At 70.1% G+C, this 18048-nt stretch carries 3 protein-coding genes; 1 reads left to right on the forward strand and 2 read right to left on the reverse strand.

The genetic code is table 11. From position 1 onward, the window contains the following. Nucleotides 1–85 precede the first annotated feature (85 nt). A complete protein-coding gene (locus tag ACFVAV_RS15045) occupies nucleotides 86–16378 on the forward strand; it encodes an amino acid adenylation domain-containing protein (RefSeq protein WP_379035142.1) in 16293 nt (5430 codons plus the stop codon). Between the two features lie 22 nt (nucleotides 16379–16400). Here the strand turns inward: ACFVAV_RS15045 and fdxA are convergent, their stop codons facing one another. After that, nucleotides 16401–16736 carry a ferredoxin gene (gene fdxA, locus ACFVAV_RS15050; protein ID WP_379035144.1) on the reverse strand — a complete coding sequence of 112 codons (336 nt, stop codon included), beginning with the start codon at nucleotides 16734–16736 and terminating at the stop codon, nucleotides 16401–16403. A 123-nt stretch (nucleotides 16737–16859) separates the two neighbouring features. Next, nucleotides 16860–17927, reverse strand: coding sequence for an NAD(P)/FAD-dependent oxidoreductase (locus ACFVAV_RS15055; RefSeq protein WP_379035147.1), 1068 nt, complete (start codon nucleotides 17925–17927; stop codon nucleotides 16860–16862). Between the last annotated feature and the right edge of the window lie 121 nt (nucleotides 17928–18048).

Raw genomic sequence — 18048 nt, forward strand, 5'->3', positions numbered from 1 at the left:
CCACCACCTGGTAAGGCCCAGAATCCGACAGGGTTCGTGGGTCATCGCAGCTGTGGGCCGGATAGATGAAGGATGTAGTACTCGGATGGGTGAAGTTCGTCGTGCGCAGCGAGGTCGAGGCAACCGCAAGTCGAGCACTCCCCTTTTCGCGCAGCTGCTGACCGCTGCCGTCGACGCCGCGGCCGACGCGATCGCGATCACCTTCTCCCCCGTCGACGGCGGTGCCCGGCGCGAGCTCACCTACACCCAGCTCGACGAGTCCTCGTCGCGGCTGGCCAGGGATCTGCTGGACCGTGGGGTCGGTCCGGGCGATGTCGTGGCGTTGGGTTTCACCCGTTCGATCGAGTCGGTGCTCGCGGTGTGGGCGGTGGCCAAGACCGGCGCCGCCTACGTTCCGGTCGACCCGGCGCTGCCCGCGGACCGGATCGCCTATCTCGTCGCCGACTCCGGCGCGATGCTCGGTCTCACCTGCTCGGCGCACCGGCAGGCACTGGGCGACGGGATCGAGTGGGTCGAGATCGACGCCGCGCCGCACCGGGATCGGATCGCGTCGCGCCCCGCTCATCCGATCTCGTATGTCGACCGGGTCCGTCCGTTGACCGATCAGCATCCCGCCTACGTCATCTACACGTCGGGGTCGACCGGTCGTCCCAAGGGCGTGGTCGTCACCCACACCGGTTTGGGTGCCTTGGTCGCGGCGGCGCGGGAGCGGTATGCGGTCGAGGCGGACGCCAGGGTGCTGCATGTGTGTTCGCCGAACTTCGATGTCTCGGTGCTCGAGCTGCTGCTGACGTTCAATGCCGGCGCCACGCTGGTGGTCTCTCCCCCGACGGTGTTCGGCGGTCCCGATCTGGCCGTGCTGTTGCGCCGGGAACGGGTGACCCATGTGCTGATCACCCCGGCGGCGCTGGAGTCCGTCGATGCGCACGGGCTGGATGCGTTGCGGGTCGTTGTCGTCGCGGGCGATGCGTTCGGCCCTGCCCTCGTCGACCGGTGGGCGGTCGGCGACCGGGCCTTCTTCAACGGGTACGGCCCGACCGAGGCCACCATTCTGGCGACCGGCAGCGCCGAGCTGGTGGCGGGAGCGCCGATCACCATCGGTTCGGCATTCACCGGAGTCGGTGCGATGGTGCTGGATGCTCGGCTGCGGCCGGTCCCCGCGGGCGTTGCCGGTGAGTTGTACCTGTCGGGTCCCGCGCTCGCTCAGAGTTACCTGGGCAGGCCGGGGCTCACGGCGGATCGGTTCGTCGCGGCGCCCTTTGCCGGTGCGGCGGGGTCGCGGATGTACCGGACCGGTGACCTGGTTCGCCGCACGTCGGGCGGTGAGCTCGAGTATCTCGGCCGTTCCGATTTCCAGGTGAAGATCCGCGGGTTCCGTATCGAACTCGGGGAGATCGATACGGCGCTCACCGCGCATCCGGACCTCGAGTACGCCGTCACCCTGGGTGTGACAGCGGATTCCGGTGCGACTGTGCTGGTGTCGTATGTGCTCCCCCGCCAGGGTGTTTCGGTCGATACCGGGGAGGTGGCCCGCTTCGTCGGCACTTCGCTGCCCGGTCATATGGTGCCGACCGTCCTCGTGGTGCTGGACGAGATCCCGCTGACGCCCAACGGAAAGCTCGATCGCGCTGCGCTGCCCGTGCCGGTGTTCGGTGCTGTCGGGTCGCGCGCCCCGGAGGGTCCGGTCGAGACCCGGATCGCAGAGTTGTTCGCCCAGGTGCTGGGTGTGGAGCAGATCGGCGCCGAGGATTCGTTCTTCGCGTCGGGCGGGGACAGCATTCTGTCCATCCAGCTGGTGACGCGGGCGCGTGCGGCGGGTATCTCGTTCACTCCGCAGGATGTGTTCGCGCAGCGGACCGTCGCCGGGTTGGCGCGGGTGGCGGTGCTGGGTGGCGAGCAGGCGCCTGCGCTGCCGGAGTTGCCGGGTGGTGGGATCGGTGAGATCCCGCTGACCCCGGTGCTGGCCGCCACGCTGGCGGGCGGGCGGGTTTTCGGCCGGTTCAGCCAGCAGATGGTGCTGGCCTTGCCTGCCGGCATCGACCGGGACGGCGTGCTGAGCACCCTTGCCGCGGTGGTCGATCATCACGACATGCTGCGTGCGCGTCTGCGGGAGGTCGACGGGCGATGGCTGCTGGAGACGCTGCCGCCAGGCGCTGTCGAGGTGAATGGACTGCTCACCCGGATTGATGTTCCGGCGGGTCGGAGCACGGGCGAGCTCGCCGATATCGCCGAGGCCGCGATGGATTCCGCGCTCGCCTCGCTGGACCCGCAGGCGTCCCGGATGATCGCCTTCGGGTGGCTGTCGCGCGAGGACGGCCAGGACGGGCTGATCGTCGCGGCGAATCACGCGGTGATCGACGGTGTTTCCTGGCGAATCCTGTTGTCGGACTTGGTTGCCGCGTGGGCGCAGCAGGCGGCCGGGCAGCGGATCGTGTTGCCTGCGGTGGGGACTTCGTTCCGCCGGTGGGCGCACGCGCTGTCCGATGCGGCGACGGATCGCCGCGACGAGCTCGACCACTGGCAGCGCACCTTGGCGGTCCCCGACCCGCTGCTCGGCGACCGGCTGCTCGATGCTGCTGTCGACACCGCGCCCACCGTGCGGACTTTCAGTGTCACGGTGCCCGCCGATGTCACGCAGGCGGTGCTGACCGAGTTGCCGACGCTGTATCGCGCGGGTGCCGAGGATGGATTGCTGGCCGCGCTGGCGCTGGCGGTGCGTCTGTGGCGGGGCCGCCGTGGTGTCGATGCGCCGGCGACGCGGGTCCGGCTGGAGGGTCATGGCCGTGAGGCGTCGGTGGTCGACGGGGCGGATCTGACGCGGACGGTCGGCTGGTTCACCAGCATGTATCCGGTCGCTCTCGATCTGAGCGGGATCGATGCCGAGGCCGCGTGGCGCGGTGGCGAGGCTACCGCCGCGGTGGTCAAGGCGATCAAGGAGCAGCTGCTGGCGGTGCCGCACAAGGGCATCGGCTTCGGCATGCTGCGGCATCTGGACTCCGAATCCGCGGCGTCGCTGGGTGGTGCGCTCGGCCAGGTCGGCTTCAATTATCTGGGGCGGGTGTCGGCGAGTGAGGTGGCGGAGGCGTTCGATGCCGGGTGGCTGCCCACCGCCGACTGGGGTGAGCCGGCGGCGGAGCAGGATCCTGCGCTGCCCGCTGCCGCCGTGGTGGATATCAACGCGCTGGCCACCGGTACCGACGCGGGTGTGGAGTTGCGGGCGTCGTTCTCCTACGCGTCCGGGATCGTCGATGAGGCGTCGGTGCGGGAGCTGGCCGACTGCTGGACGGCGGCGCTGACGGTCCTGGCCGACCATGTGCGTGATCCGGCGGCTGGGGGCCTGTCCCCCGCCGATGTTCCGCTGGTGCGGGTCACCCAGGCTGAACTGGACGTTTGGCAGCGTGAACGCGCAGGGTTGAGTGATGTGCTGCCGCTGGCGCCGTTGCAGCTCGGGTTGTTGTTCCTCGCGCAGGTGTCGCCTGCGGACCCGTATCTGGTCCAGTTGGCTGTCGAGCTGGCGGGCGAGGTGGATACCGATCGGTTGCGGCGAGCGGCGCAGGCCGTTCTCGACCGGCACGCGATCCTGCGTACCTCGTTCGGTTCGGCGGCGACGGGAACGCCGGTCGGGTTCGTCGCCGAGGGTGTGACGGTGCCGTGGCGGATCGTCGATACCACCGAGACTGACGCCGAGGCGTTCCTGGCCGCCGAGGCGCGGATCGGTTTCGACCTGTCGACGGCGCCGCTGCTGCGGTTCACGGTGTATCGCCGCGCCGAGGGTGGGATGCATCTGGTGCTGACCGCGCATCATCTGCTGGTGGACGGCTGGTCGATGCCGTTGCTGATGCGGGAACTGCTGGTCTGCTACGCGACCGATGGTGCTCCGGCGGTGCTGCCGCGGGTCCGGCCCTACCGTGACTATCTCGCCTGGCTGGACGGCCAGGATCGCTCTGCCGCGCTAGAAGATTGGTGCCAGGCGCTGTCCGGGCACGAGCCCACCTTGCTGACGGCCGCGGTCACGCCGCCCGTCGAGTGCACAACCGGTTACGGGATGTCCACCGTCGACCTGTCACCGGCCGAGGCCGAGGTCCTGGCGGCGTGCGCGGCGGCCGGCGATGTCACGGTCAACACGCTGTTCCAGGCGGCGTGGGGCCTCGTGCTGGCCGGTGCGGTCGGCCGCGAGGATGTGCTGTTCGGCGCTGTGGTGTCGGGGCGGCCGCCGCAGCTCGACGGAATCGACGGCATGGTCGGTCTTTTCGCGAACACCGTCCCGGTGCGTGTCCGGTTCGACGGCGACGCACCGCTGCGTGCGCTGTTGTCGCGGTTGCAGTCCGAGCAGGTCGCGCTGCTCGACGGTCACCATCTGGGGCTGACCGATATCCAGCGGGCCGCGGGTGCGGGCGAGCTGTTCGACACCCTCATGGCGTATGAGTCGTACCCGGTCGACACCGAGGGGATGCGGCGCGCGCACGGGGCGATCGACGGACTGGAGATCGTTGATGTCCAGGCCGCCAATGCCACGCACTATCCGGTGGCGGTCGGGGTCGAGGTGGGCGACGGGATCCGCGTCGGCCTGCAGTACCGGCTCGACACGATCGGCGACGATGTCGCGCAAGCACTGGCCCAGCGGTTACGTGCGACGCTGGATGCGTTCGTCCGGACGCCGGATCGCACCGCCGCAGAGCTGCTCGACTCCTTGGCACAGGGCAATGACCCGATCGCGCGGGCCGCGTATTGGCGTGCGGTTCTCGCGGACCTGCCCGCGGAACTGAACCTTCCTGCGGACCGTCTGCGTCCTGCCCTGCCGGTGACGGCCGACGAGCGTGTCGGCTTCGCGATGTCCGCCGCCCTGCACTCCCGGCTGGGCGAGGTCGCCCGAGCGCACGAGACCACGGTGTTCAGCGTCGTGCACGCGGCCTTCGCGGTCCTGCTCGCACGGTTGTCCGGCGGCCAGGACATCGCGATCGGCACGCCGTGCCCGCAGGCGCCGGATGCACGGACGCTGGTGCTCCGGCTACAGGTGCCGGGCGGCGCATGCTTCGAGGAGTTACTCGTCGACGCCACCGAGGTCGCCCGGCACGCTTTCGCTCGACCAGGATTGTCGACGGCGGAACTGACGGCCCTGAGCTCACCGGATGCCTCGCAGCCGATCGTGCGGGTCATGGTGTTGCCCGAGGCGCGACCGGTCGCGGAGCCGACACAAGCCGATCTCGTTCTGAGCTGGCACACGAACCCTGAGGGCGGTCTTGCCGCCGAGTTCGCTTTCGCCAGTGCACTGTTCGACCGGAATACGGTCTCGGTCTTCGCCGACCGATTACTGCGTCTGCTGATGGCGGTGACAGTGCAGCCACGGACCCTGGTCGGCGAACTCGCGATGCTCAGCGCCGGGGAGCTGGCGGCCCTGACCGCGCGGCCCGCCTGCCCTGAACCTGCGGCATTGTTCCCTGATCTGATGGCGGGCGGTGTCGCGCTGGGCCGGGATCGGATCGCCATCCGGCACCGGGGCCGCTCGATCACCTACGGCGAGCTGGACGCGCAGACATCGCGGCTGGCCCGCGAGCTGATCGCACATGGTGTCGGACCGGAAGTCGCTGTCGCCGTGGCCTTGCCGAGGTCTGCCGACATGGTCGTCGCCGCGCTGGCGATCGCGAAGGCCGGTGGCGTCCATGTGCCGATGGACCCCGGCTATCCCGCACAGCGGCTCGGGCATCTGGTCACCGATTCGGGAGCGGCACTCGGCATCACCGCGACCACGCACCTGAACGGTCTGCCCGATGGCGTGGACTGGCTGACGCTCGACGACCCCGCGGTGGAACTGGCCTGTGCCGCGCACACCGCCACACCGGTCACCGATGCGGACCGCCTCGGACCGCTGCGGGTGCAGCATCCCGCGTATGTCATCTACACCTCGGGCTCCACGGGCTTGCCCAAGGGCGTCACGGTGACTCACGCCGGGTTGGGTGATCTCGTGGACGAGGCGGTCCGCCGCTACCGCCTCACCTCGGATCACCGTTTCCTGCACATCTGCACGCCCTGCTTCGACCCGTCGGTGCTCGAGTGGCTGTGCGCGTTCTCCACCGGGGCGACGCTGGTCGTCGTGCCCGCCGAGATCGTCGGTGGCGTCGAGCTCGCCGAGATCCTGGCCGGTGAGTCTGTGACGCACGCGATCATCACGCCCGCCGTGCTCGGCACGCTGGATCCAGCCGGACTGGACCGGCTGGAGCTCGTGTCGGTAGGTGGCGACGTGACCACGCCCGAGTTGCTGGCGAAATGGCAGCCGAACCGCCGCTACCTCAACGGCTACGGCCCCACCGAAACCACCATCATCTCCTCGTACGCCGAACTCGTTGCGGGACAGCGCATCACGATCGGCGCTCCGGTGCAATCAACGTATGCGATGGTGCTGGACGCCCGGTTGAATCCGGTCGCGCCGGGCGTCACCGGCGAGCTGTACCTGGCCGGAAACGCGTTGGCCCGCGGCTACCGGAACCAGTCGGCGATGACGGCGTCCCGGTTCGTCGCCGACCCCTGGGGTGTCCCCGGTGCGCGGATGTACCGCACGGGTGATCTCGTGCGCCGGCGCAACGGGGAACTCGACTATGTGGGTCGCGCCGACACCCAGCTCAAGGTGCGCGGGTTCCGCATCGAGCCCGGTGAAGTCGATGCCGTGCTCGCCCGTCACGAGGATGTCGAATCCGCGGTGACGGTGGGTCGGCCGACCGCGTCCGGGTCGACGACGCTGGTGTCCTATGTGATTGCGGCACAGGACCGTACGGCCGATCCGGCCGCGCTCACCGAGTACGCCGCGCAGTGCCTGCCTGCCCATCTGGTGCCCTCGGCGATCGTGGTACTCGACGCGATGCCGCTGACCTCCAACGGCAAGCTCGACCGCAAGGCACTACCGGAACCTGTCGCCGTGACCGCGGCGGCCTGCGCGCCGATGGGGGAACTGGAGACACGCCTGGCCGACCTGTTCGCCCGTGTTCTCGGCGTGCCGTCGGTCGGCGTGCACGATTCGTTCTTCGCGATCGGCGGCGACAGCATTCTGTCGATCCAGCTGGTCTCGCTCGCCCGGGCGGCGGGCATCGTCTTCACGACGCGGGAGGTGTTCGAGCACCGTACCGTGGCGAAGCTGGCCGAGATCGCCGCCGTCGACAGTCCTTCCGCACCGATTCTGGCGGAGCTGCCGGGTGGCGGCGTCGGTGAGGTCGCGTTGACGCCGGTGCTGGCCGAATTCCTGACCAGCGGCTCCAGCGATCGGTTCGCGCAGACCATGGTCTTGGCGCTGCCCGACGACATCGATCGGGCCGGTCTGGTCGCCACCGTCGCCGCGGTGCTGCGTCACCATGACATGCTGCGTTCGCGCCTGCGACACGACGGTGACCGGTGGCAGCTCGAGGTGCTGCCGGCCGACGCCGTCGATGCGGGTTCGCTGGTGTCCGAGCTCGACGCGGCCGACGCGGATGGCGCCGAGCTGACCCGGATCGGTAGCGCCGCAATGGATTCCGCGCTGTCGGCGCTCGATCCCGCGGATGCGCGGATGATCGCGTTCACCTGGGTGCGCAGGCACGGGGCGCGCGATGTGCTCGCGGTGGCCGCGCACCATTACGTCATCGACGGTGTGTCGTGGCGGATCTTGCTCCCCGACCTCGTCATCGCCTGGGCGCAATACGCTGCGGGACAGGAGATCTCGCTGCCACCGGTCGGTACCTCTTTCCGCCGTTGGGCACAGGGTCTGGCGGAGGCGGACCGCACCGCCGAACTCGGCTACTGGCGGCAGGTGATGTCGACCCCGGATCCGCTGCTCGGCGAACGGGCGCTGGACCGCGCCCTCGACACCGAGTCGACCATGCGGTCGATCACCGTGCAGGTGCCGGTCGAGGTCACCGAATCGCTGCTCACGACGCTGCCCGCGCAGTACCGGGCGGGCGCCGACCACGCGCTGCTCGCCGCTCTCGCCCTCGCCGTGCGTGACTGGCGTTCCCGGCGCGGCGTCGACGCCGCCACCCTCCGGATCCGGCTCGAAGGCCACGGACGCGCGGAAGACGCCGTCCCCGGCGCCGATCTGACGCGCACCGTCGGCTGGTTCACCAGCGTGTACCCCGTCGTCCTCGACCTGTCCGGCATCGCCACCACCGGCATCGATGACGATGGGCTCGCCGCGACGGTGCGGACGGTCAAGGAACAGTTGCTGGCGGTGCCCGACAGCGGCATCGGTTTCGGCCTCCTGCGCCACCACGATCCGGATGCCGGGACCCAGCTGACCGGCGACATCGGCCAGATCGGCTTCAACTACCTAGGCCGCGCAACCACGGCCGCTCAGCCCACGGGCGACGCTGCCTGGCTTCCCACTGCCGATCTCGGCGACATCGACGTCGACTACGACCCCACCCTGCCCGCGACCGCCGTCCTCGACATCAACGCCATCGCCGTCACCACCGAGTCCGGTCTGCAACTACAGGCGAGCTTCCGCTATGCCACCGGCATCCTCGACGAGGCCGCGGTACGGGAACTGGCCGACGAGTGGACCCACCGCCTCGCGGCACTCGCAGAACACACCCGGCACCCGGACGCAGGCGGACTCACGCCCTCCGATGTTCCGCTGGTTCGGGTTTCGCAGAACGATCTGGATACCTGGCGCCGCAGCCACCCGGGGCTGGCGGATGTGCTGCCGCTCTCCCCGCTGCAGCACTCCCTGCTGGCCCTCGGCGAACTGCTCGACGAGTCGGTGCATGCCTACGTCATCCAGCTCGTCGCCGACCTGACCGGTGAGCTGGACATCGACCGGCTGCGCCGCGCGGCCAGGACCGTCCTGGCCCGGCACGCCAACCTGCGCTCCGCGTTCGTCACCGCGCCCGACGGCACACCGGTGCAGCTGGTGGCCGACTCCGTGGAGGCACCGTTGCGGATCGTCGGCGAGGTCGCCGACACCGACCTGCCCGCCCTGCTGGCCGCCGATCAGGACGCAGGATTCGATCCGGCGATCGCGCCGCTGCTGCGATTCACGGTGTACGCCACCGGTTCCGGGCGTAGCCATCTCGTCCTGACCGGGCATCACATCCTGCTCGACGGCTGGTCCATGCCGCTGCTGATGAAGGAACTGCTCGTCCTGTACGCGACCGGCGGCGACGCGGCGGTGTTGCCGCCGGTGCGGCCGTACCGCGATTACCTCGAGTGGCTCACCCGCCAGGACCGTGCGACCGCGGAGCACGCGTGGTCCGATGTCCTGGCCGGGGTGCGCCCGACCGTGCTCGCGCCGGAACTGACGTGGCCGCCCGCCTCCGGCGACGGATTCGGGCTGTGCGAGTTCGAGCTCGACGCCGACCGGACCGGCGAGTTGACCGCGTTCGCCGCCGCTGCCGAGGTGACGCCGAACACCGTGTTCCAGACGGCGTGGGGGTTGGTCGTCGCCGCGAGCACCGGCAGCGACGATGTCGTGTTCGGCGCCACCGTGTCCGGCCGTCCACCGCATCTCGACGGTGTCGGCGACATGATCGGCCTGTTCGTGGACGCGGTCCCGGTGCGGGTCCGCATCGATGCCACCGGCACGGTCGGGGAGCTGATCCGCGCGGTGCAGGCCGAGCAGGCGTCGCTGCTGGATCACCACCATCTCGGGCTCGGCGCGATCCAGCGCGTCGCGGGGCTCGGTGAATTGTTCGACACCATGCTCGCGTTCGAGTCCTTCCCCGTCGACGTCGACGGTCTCCGGGAGGCGGGCGGCGCGCTCGACAACCTGAGCATCGACGACCTGCGCGGCGCCGACCACACCCACTACCCGATCACGATCCTGGTGTTCCTCGGCGCCCGCACCCAGGTGCAGATCAAGTACCGCCGCGATCTCGTCTCCGATGCCACCGCGCAGGCCGTGACCGACCGGCTCCGCACCGTCATCGACGACCTGATCGCCACGCCGGACACCACCGCAGCGGCCATCGCGCACCGGCTCGACTCCGTGGCCGACCCGATCACGCGATCGAGCTACTGGCGGCGGACACTGGCCGACCTGCCCGGCCGACCAGCGCTCCCCACGGATCGACACCACGAGGACAAGCAGCCGGCCGGGCGCGGCCGGACACAGCTGCCGATCCCGTCGGCGGTGCGCCGTGACCTGCGCCTGCTCACCGAGTCCGCCGGCGTGACCTGGTCGGCGCTGGTCCGCACGACGCTGGCCGTGCTCCTTGCGCGGCTCACCGGAACCAGTGACATCGTGATCGGCGGGACGACGCCCGGCGACCGGCACACCGACCTGGTGCTGCGTACCCAGGTGGACCCGGCCGCCCGGTTCCTGGACCTGCTCGCGCCTGCTCACCACGCCGAGTCCGCGGGCCTGGCCCATGCCGGAATCTCCCTCGCCGAGCTGGCCGTCCTGCTCGGTGCCGAGCAAGGGTCGCTGGGACAGGTCTCTCTCATTGTCGGAGATCTGCCGTCCGATGACGCCGACCTCGCCGTGGCGGTGCTCGACGGCGATGCAGGCATGTCCGTCGAGATATCCTTCGCGCGAACACTCTTCGACGATCACGCGGCCTGCACCTTCGGTCAGCGTCTCGTCCGCCTGCTGGGCGCGGTCGCACGGCGACCCGAGACACCGGTCGGTGACCTGCCGCTGTCGAACCAGGCGGAATTCGCGTTCCTGACCCGGATCGGGGACGGTGCGACACCGCCCGTGACCGGCACACTGCCCGAACTCCTGGTCCGCGGCACCGGCTACGGCCAGCACCGCATCGCAGTGCGCGACAACGGAACAACCGTCACCTACGGTGAGCTCGACGAGGCATCCTCCCGTTTGGCGCGTGTCCTGATCGCCGACGGTGTCGGCCCGGAAACCGTGGTCGCGTCGGCGATTCCCCGCAGCTACGAGTCGATCCTCGCGTTCTGGGCCGTCGCGAAAGCCGGCGGGGTGTATCTGCCGGTCGACCCGAACTATCCCGCGGACCGCGTCCGGCACATGCTCGACGACTCCGGTGCGACGGTGGGCATCACCGTGGCCGCTCGCGTGCACGGACTCGCCGGATCGGTGCGCTGGCTGGTCCTCGACGATCCGGCCGTGCGTTCGCGCATCGACGCCCGCGCGTCGACCCCGGTGCGCAACCGGGACCGCCGGGCCTCGTTGCGCCGCGATCACGCGGCGTACGTGATCTACACCTCCGGCTCCACCGGTGTGCCCAAGGGTGTCTCGGTCACCCATGCCGGACTCGGCGCGCTCGTCGCGCACTCGGCGAACCTGATGGGGCTGCGGCACGACCACCGGATGCTGCATGTGTGCTCGCCCAGCTTCGACCAATCGATCGAGGAGATCGGCACCGCCTTCCACCGCGGCGCCACCCTGGTGATCGCGCCGCCGGACACGGTCGGTGGCGCCGAACTGGACGACCTGCTGCGTGCCGAACGGGTGACGCACACGATCATCACCCCCGCGCTGCTCGGCACGCTCGATCCGGCGGGACTGCCGGATCTGGTGTGCGTGTCCGCGGGTGGTGAGGCCACCACCGCCGAACTCCTGGCCACCTGGCAGCCCGGCCGCTACTTCCTCAACGGCTACGGCCCGACCGAGGCGACCATCGGCGCGACCTACGCGACGCTGCGTGCCGGGCAACGCATTTCTATTGGCCGCCCGGTGCCGGGGATGCGGGCCGTCGTCCTCGACGGCCGGTTGCATCCGGTGCCTGTCGGCGCCACCGGTGAGCTGTATCTGGCGGGTCCCGCCCTCGCGCGCGGGTATCGCGGGCGCAGCGCCGCGACCGCGGACCGGTTCGTCGCCGACCCGTGGGGCGCACCGGGCGAGCGCATGTACCGCACCGGTGACCAGGTCCGGTGGGTGCGTGGCGCCGCGGCAGGCTCCTACGAGCTGGACTACCTGGGGCGGACCGATTTCCAGGTCAAGATCCGCGGTTTCCGGATCGAGCCGGGCGAAATCGACGCCGTCCTCACGCGGCACCCGCAGGTCACCTTCGCGGTCACCGTCGGTGCCGAGAACCCGGCCGGTGACACCGTGCTGGTGTCGTATGTGACGGGCCGCGACATCGATCCCGGCGCGGTGACACGGTGGTCGTCGTCGATGCTGCCCGCGCACATGGTCCCGGCGGCCGTGGTCGTACTGGATCGGATCCCGCTGTCCTCGGCAGGCAAGCTCGACCGGAAAGCCCTTCCCGCACCGGTCTTCGCGGCCCGCCCCTACCGGGAGCCGTCGACCGAGCTGGAACGGACGGTCGCCGAGGTCTTCGCCGAGGTGCTCGGCGCGGAACGTGTCGGCGCCGACGACAACTTCTTCGACCAGGGCGGCAATTCGCTGCTCGCCACCCGGCTGACCGCTCGGCTCGGCGCCGCCGTCGACCTCAGGGTGCCGGTGCGCGTGTTGTTCGCGGCCCCCACGGTCGCCGAGTGCGCCAGGGAAATCGCCCGGCTGACCCGCGCGGGCCGTCGCCCCGCCCTGCGCGCGGGGGCGCGGCCGGATCGGCTGCCGCTCTCGCCTGCGCAGCAGCGCATGTGGTTCCTGAACCGGTTCGACACCTGCACCGCCGCCTACAACATTCCGGTCGTGCTGCGGCTGACCGGTGCGGTCGACATCGCTGCGATGCGGCAGGCGTTCACCGATGTCGTCGCGCGCCACGAGATCCTGCGCACGGTGTATCCGGCCGTCGACCACACACCGGCGCAGGTCGTCCTGCCACCGGACCACCCCGACGTGCCCCGGCTGCAAGCCGGCTCCGCCGCCGACGTGGAAACAGCCGTCGCCCAACTCGTCTCGACGGTCTTCGACGTCACCGGCGAGGTGCCGTTGCGGGCCACCCTGTTCGAGCTGGCACCCCAGGACTTCGTCCTGGCCATGACGGTGCACCACATCGCCGGTGACGGTTTCTCCGGTGGCCCGCTCACCCGCGATCTGGTGACCGCCTACAGCGCCCGGATCCAGGGCACGGCGCCCGCCTGGGCACCGCTGGCCCTGCAGTACGCCGACTACGCCGTGTGGCAGCAGGCGCTGCTCGGTGACGAAGCCGATCCCGCATCGATGGCCGCGGGCCAGATCGCCTACTGGCAGCAAGCACTCGCAGGTCTGCCCGATCAGCTCGAGCTCCCCAGGGACCGACCGCGACCGCCGATCCAGTCCTATGCCGGCGGTCGGGTGCCGCTGACCGTCGACGCCGCCACCCATGCCGCGCTCGTCGAGCTGTCCCGTGTGCACGGAGCGACCCTGTTCATGGCCGTGCACACCGCGCTGGCGGTAGTTCTCGCCGGCCTGTCGGGCACCACCGACATCGCCATCGGCACGCCGGTCGCCGGACGCGGTGAGGCCGAACTCGACGATCTGATCGGTATGTTCGTCAACACGCTGGTGTTCCGCACCCAGGTAGACGGCGACGCGAGCTTCGCCGAGCTGCTGACCCGCCAGCGCGAGATCGATCTCCAGGCGTTCGCCAATGCCGACGTCCCGTTCGAGCGGCTGGTGGAGGTGCTCAATCCGGCCCGCTCCACGGCCAGGCACCCCCTGTTCCAGGTCGGCCTGTCGTTCCAGAATCTCGCCGAGGTGCGGATGGACCTGCCCGGCATCAGCGTCTCGTCGGTGGAATTGGACCGCGAGCTGTCGCAGTTCGATCTGCACCTGATCCTGGCCGACCGCTACGACACCGACGGCTCCCCGGCCGGGATCAGCGGCTACTGCACCTTCGCCACCGATCTGTTCGACGCCGCTACCGTCCGCGGCTTCCTCGACCGGCTCACCCGGTTCGTCGACGCCGTCCTGGCCGCACCGGGTGCGCCCGTCCACACGATCGACCTGCTCGCACCGGCCGAACGGGTCCGGATCCTCGACACCTGGAATCGCACTGCGCGACACACAGATCCGGGCGACACGCTCGCATCGCTGCCGGCCACCACCGCGGCTGCCACGCCGGAGGCGGTCGCGCTCGTCGCGGACGGCGTGCACTGGACCTACGCCGAACTCGGCGCGCGCGTGAACCGCCTGGCGCGGTTCCTCGTCTCGGCGGGTGTGGGACCGGAGTCCCGGGTGGCATTGGCCATGCGACGATCGGCCGACCTGGTCGTCGCGATGTACGCGGTCAGCGCCGCAGGCGGCGCCTACGTACCGATCGACCCCGCGCAGCCGGCGGCACGCTCGCAGTACATCCTGGACACCGCGGCGCCGGTGCTCGTACTCACCGACGCCGACACCGCGTTCACGGCAGCCGGTATACCGGTCCTGTCCGTCGAGCAGATCGAACTGTCCGACCACAGCGACGCCCCGCTCACCGATCGCGACCGCCTCGCCCCGCTACGCCCCGCGAACACGGCCTACGTCATCTTCACCTCGGGATCGACCGGCCGCCCGAAGGGCGTGGCGGTGTCCCACAGCGCGATCGTGAACCAGTTGCGCTGGAAGACCAAGGAATTCGGGCTCACCGCGACCGATGCCGTGTTGCTGAAGACGGCCGCGACCTTCGACCTGTCGGTATGGGAATTCTGGTCTGCGGTGGTGTGCGGTGGACGCCTGGTGATCGCGGCGCCCGACGGCCACCGGGATCCGGCCTACCTCGCCGACCTGATGCGGCGGGAGAACGTGACCACGCTGCACGCGGTGCCTTCGATGCTCGATGCCCTGCTGACTGTGGCGCTGCCGACCTCGCTGCGCCGCGTGCTGGCCATCGGCGAGACACTGCCGGTGGCGCTGGCCCGCCGGTTCGAAGCCGCGGCGCCGGGCACCGCGCTGTTCAACGTGTACGGGCCGACCGAGGCCGCGGTCTCGATCACCAGCCATCGGGTGCGCGCGGCCGACAGCGGCGACATCCCGATCGGTAAGCCGGTCTGGAACAGTCAGGTCTACGTGCTCGATTCGCGGCTGCGACCGGTGCCCGCGGGCGTGCCGGGCGAGCTGTACCTCGCCGGTGCCCAGCTGGCTTCCGGGTACCTCGGCAGACCCGACCTCACCGCAGAACGCTTCGTGGCCGATCCCTTCCGTCCCGGTGCACGCCTGTATCGCACGGGTGACCTGGCGGCGTGGAATGCCGACGGGGAACTCGAGTACCGCGGGCGCACCGACTTCCAGCTGAAGATCCGTGGTTTCCGGATCGAACTCGGGGAGATCGACGCGGTCCTCGCCGCGCACCACGATGTCGGTTTCGCCGTCACCGTGGGACGGGAAAATCAGGCGGGCGCCACGGTGCTGGTGTCCTATGTCGTCGCCGCGCAGGGCCGGGAGATCGTCGTCGACGAGCTCGTCGAGTGGGCGGCTCAGACATTGCCCGCACACATGGTGCCTGCCACGATCATGGTGCTCGATCAGGTCCCGCTCACCCATGTCGGCAAGCTCGACCGCGCCGCCTTGCCTGCGCCCGACCTCGCCACCCGCACCTTCCGTGAGCCCGGGACCGCGATCGAGCGGACGGTGTGCGACATGTTCGCCGACGTCCTGCACCTGGATCGCGTCGGCTTGGACGACCACTTCTTCGAACTCGGCGGCACCTCCCTCAGCGCCACCCGCCTGTCCGCGCAGTTGAGCGAGGCGGTCGCCGCGACGATCCCGGTCACCTGGATCTTCACCACGCCGACTCCCGCGGGCATCGTCGCGGCGCTGCGCGCGGGCGGTGCCGACAGTGCGGGCACCGATGCGGCGTTCGACGTCCTGCTGCCGTTGCGCACCGCCGGGACGCGCGAACCGCTGTTCTGCATCCACCCCATCGGTGGTGTCGCGTGGTCGTTCAGCGGGCTCGCCGCCCATCTCGGTCCCGACCGTCCGCTGTACGGTCTGCAGTCGCCGGCGTTGAGTTCGGCGGAGCCACTGCCGGATTCGATCGAGGACTGGGCCCGGCTCTACGTCAAGCAGATCCGCGAGGTCCAGGCCGCGGGGCCGTATCACCTGCTCGGCTGGTCCCTCGGCGGGGTGATCGCCCACGCCATGGCGGTACAACTGCAGGACGAGGGCGAACAGGTTGCCGTGCTGGCCATGCTGGACAGCAGGCTGACGGTCGCGTCGACCAGTGTCGCGACCACGGTCACCGCGGCCGATCTGCTCGGCGGGTTCGCCGGTGACCGCGCAGGCGAGCAGGACATCGACGCCTCGGTCGATCTGCGGCAGTTCGCCCGGGAGTTGTGCGAGCTGTCCGCACCGCAGGTGTCACTCGACGCGGCGCGGCTCGAACGGATCGTGGACGCGGCGATCGACTCGGTCGCACTCGACGCCGCCTACCGGCCGCGCCCGTTCGACGGCAGCATCACCTATTTCACTGCGGCCCAGGACGATCCGACGGGAACCGCCGGTGCCTCGTCCTGGACTGCGGCGGTCACCGGAGCGGTCGACAATCATCCCGTCGACGCGACCCATTGGCGGATGACCGACGATCAGGCCCTGCGCACGATCGCCGACGCCCTGCGGGAGATGTTCGCTCAGCGGTAGGCACGCCGGTACGTGCGGGCGTTCACGGTTGGAACGCCTGCACGTACGGCGTGTCGACGCCGAGCGGGCCGACACCCGTCGCGGCACCCGGCTGACCGAGCGCGCTCGGCCTGCCGGGCAGCGGGTCGGCGAAGAAGCGGGCGTTCTCGCTGACGAACTGCTCCTGACCCGCGGGAATGTCGTCTTCGTAGTGGATCGCCTCGACCGGGCACACCGGTTCGCACGCAGCACAATCGATGCACTCGTCGGGCTGGATGTAGGCCATCCGGTTCCCGACGAAGATGCAGTCGATCGGGCATTCCTCGATGCAGGCCCGATCCAGGACATCGACGCAGTCGGCACCGATCACGAACGTCACGCTGTTCTCCTCCACCATCGCCTGCCCGCTGCACGGGATGTCACCGAGCCTGGTGGTTGTTCGCGTCGGCGGGTAGTGGGCAATCACCCACCACCCCATAACTTCTCATTATGACCCGTGTGTTCAGAGTCCTGTCGTCGCGCCGAATTTCGCAGTGCGGGAGGCCAGTTCCTTCAGCACGGCCGCGGTCCGGCCGCCGAGGTGGGCCTTGCGCAGCGTGTCGTCGGTGCGGGTGAACTGCAAGATCGCCGCGTGCCGGCCGAGGGTGACGGCGCGGCCGGTGTAGGGGCCCAGGGTGAACGGTTTCGGGTCGCGGCCCCTGCTCAGGCGAGCCAGGGCGTTGGCCGCGTACATGCCCTGAGGGCTGGCGGTGTAGCAGGACTGGCGGGCCCCGGGGACGGCGGCGCAGTCGCCGATCGCGAAGACCCGCTCGTCGTCGACGCTGCGCAGGTAGTCGTCGACGACGGCGCGGCCGCTGGGATCGACGCGTAGACCGCTGCGGGCGGCCAGGTCGGGAGTGCTGCCGATGATCGCCCAGAGCGTCAGGTCGGAGGTGAGTACCCGGCCCGATGCGAGATGGACGACGGTGCCCGTCGCGGACGCGTCGACCTCGGCCACGGTGTCGTCGATGATCTCGACACCCAGCTGCCGCAACAGCTCACGGATGCGCTCGTGCGCGGTGTGGGTGAACGATCCCGCCACGGTGGCCCCGATCAACCGCACCCGCAGGTCGGGCCTGGTCTCGGCCACCTCGGCCGCCGTCTCGACACCGGTCGCGCCGCCGCCGACGACGGTGACGATGCTGCCCTCCCGCAATGCGTTCAGTTCCAGACGGGCCTGCTCCGCGCCTTCCCAGATGCCGACCGGGATCGTGCCCGGCAGCGGGGACACCGTGCTTCCGACGGCCAGCACCGCGTAGTCGAAGCCGATGACCTGCCCGTCGGTGAGCACCACGCTCCCGTCGCCCACCTTGCCGACGGTCCCGACCCGCCAGTCGATCCCGTCACGCAGCACCGACCCCAGCGGTGCCGCGACACCGCGGGTTCCGGCGACCTGCTGATGCAACCGCACCCGTTCGACGAACTCCGGTCGCTGGTTGAGCACCGTGATCTCGGTGGACTTCGCTCTCTTGGCGAGCCGGTTCGCTGCCATCGTGCCCGCGTACCCGGCGCCGACTACCACTACCTTCATTGTCCGACCTCCTCCTCGACTGACTCGTCGGACACAAGACGCCGCCGCACCGGATCTTGTGACAGGTGTGTCGCAGAACACGGACGGCCTGAGACGAAATCTCCGACCGTGGGCGGATCTG

The sequence above is a fragment of the Nocardia sp. NPDC057663 genome (assembly GCF_042799895.1).
Lineage (GTDB): Bacteria > Actinomycetota > Actinomycetes > Mycobacteriales > Mycobacteriaceae > Nocardia.

Coding starts and splice junctions, on each gene's coding strand:
- ACFVAV_RS15045 (WP_379035142.1), top strand. CDS start 86: ATGGGTGAAGTTCGTCGTGCGCAGCGAGGTCGAGGCAACCGCAAGTCG.
- ACFVAV_RS15055 (WP_379035147.1), bottom strand. CDS start 17,927: ATGAAGGTAGTGGTAGTCGGCGCCGGGTACGCGGGCACGATGGCAGCG.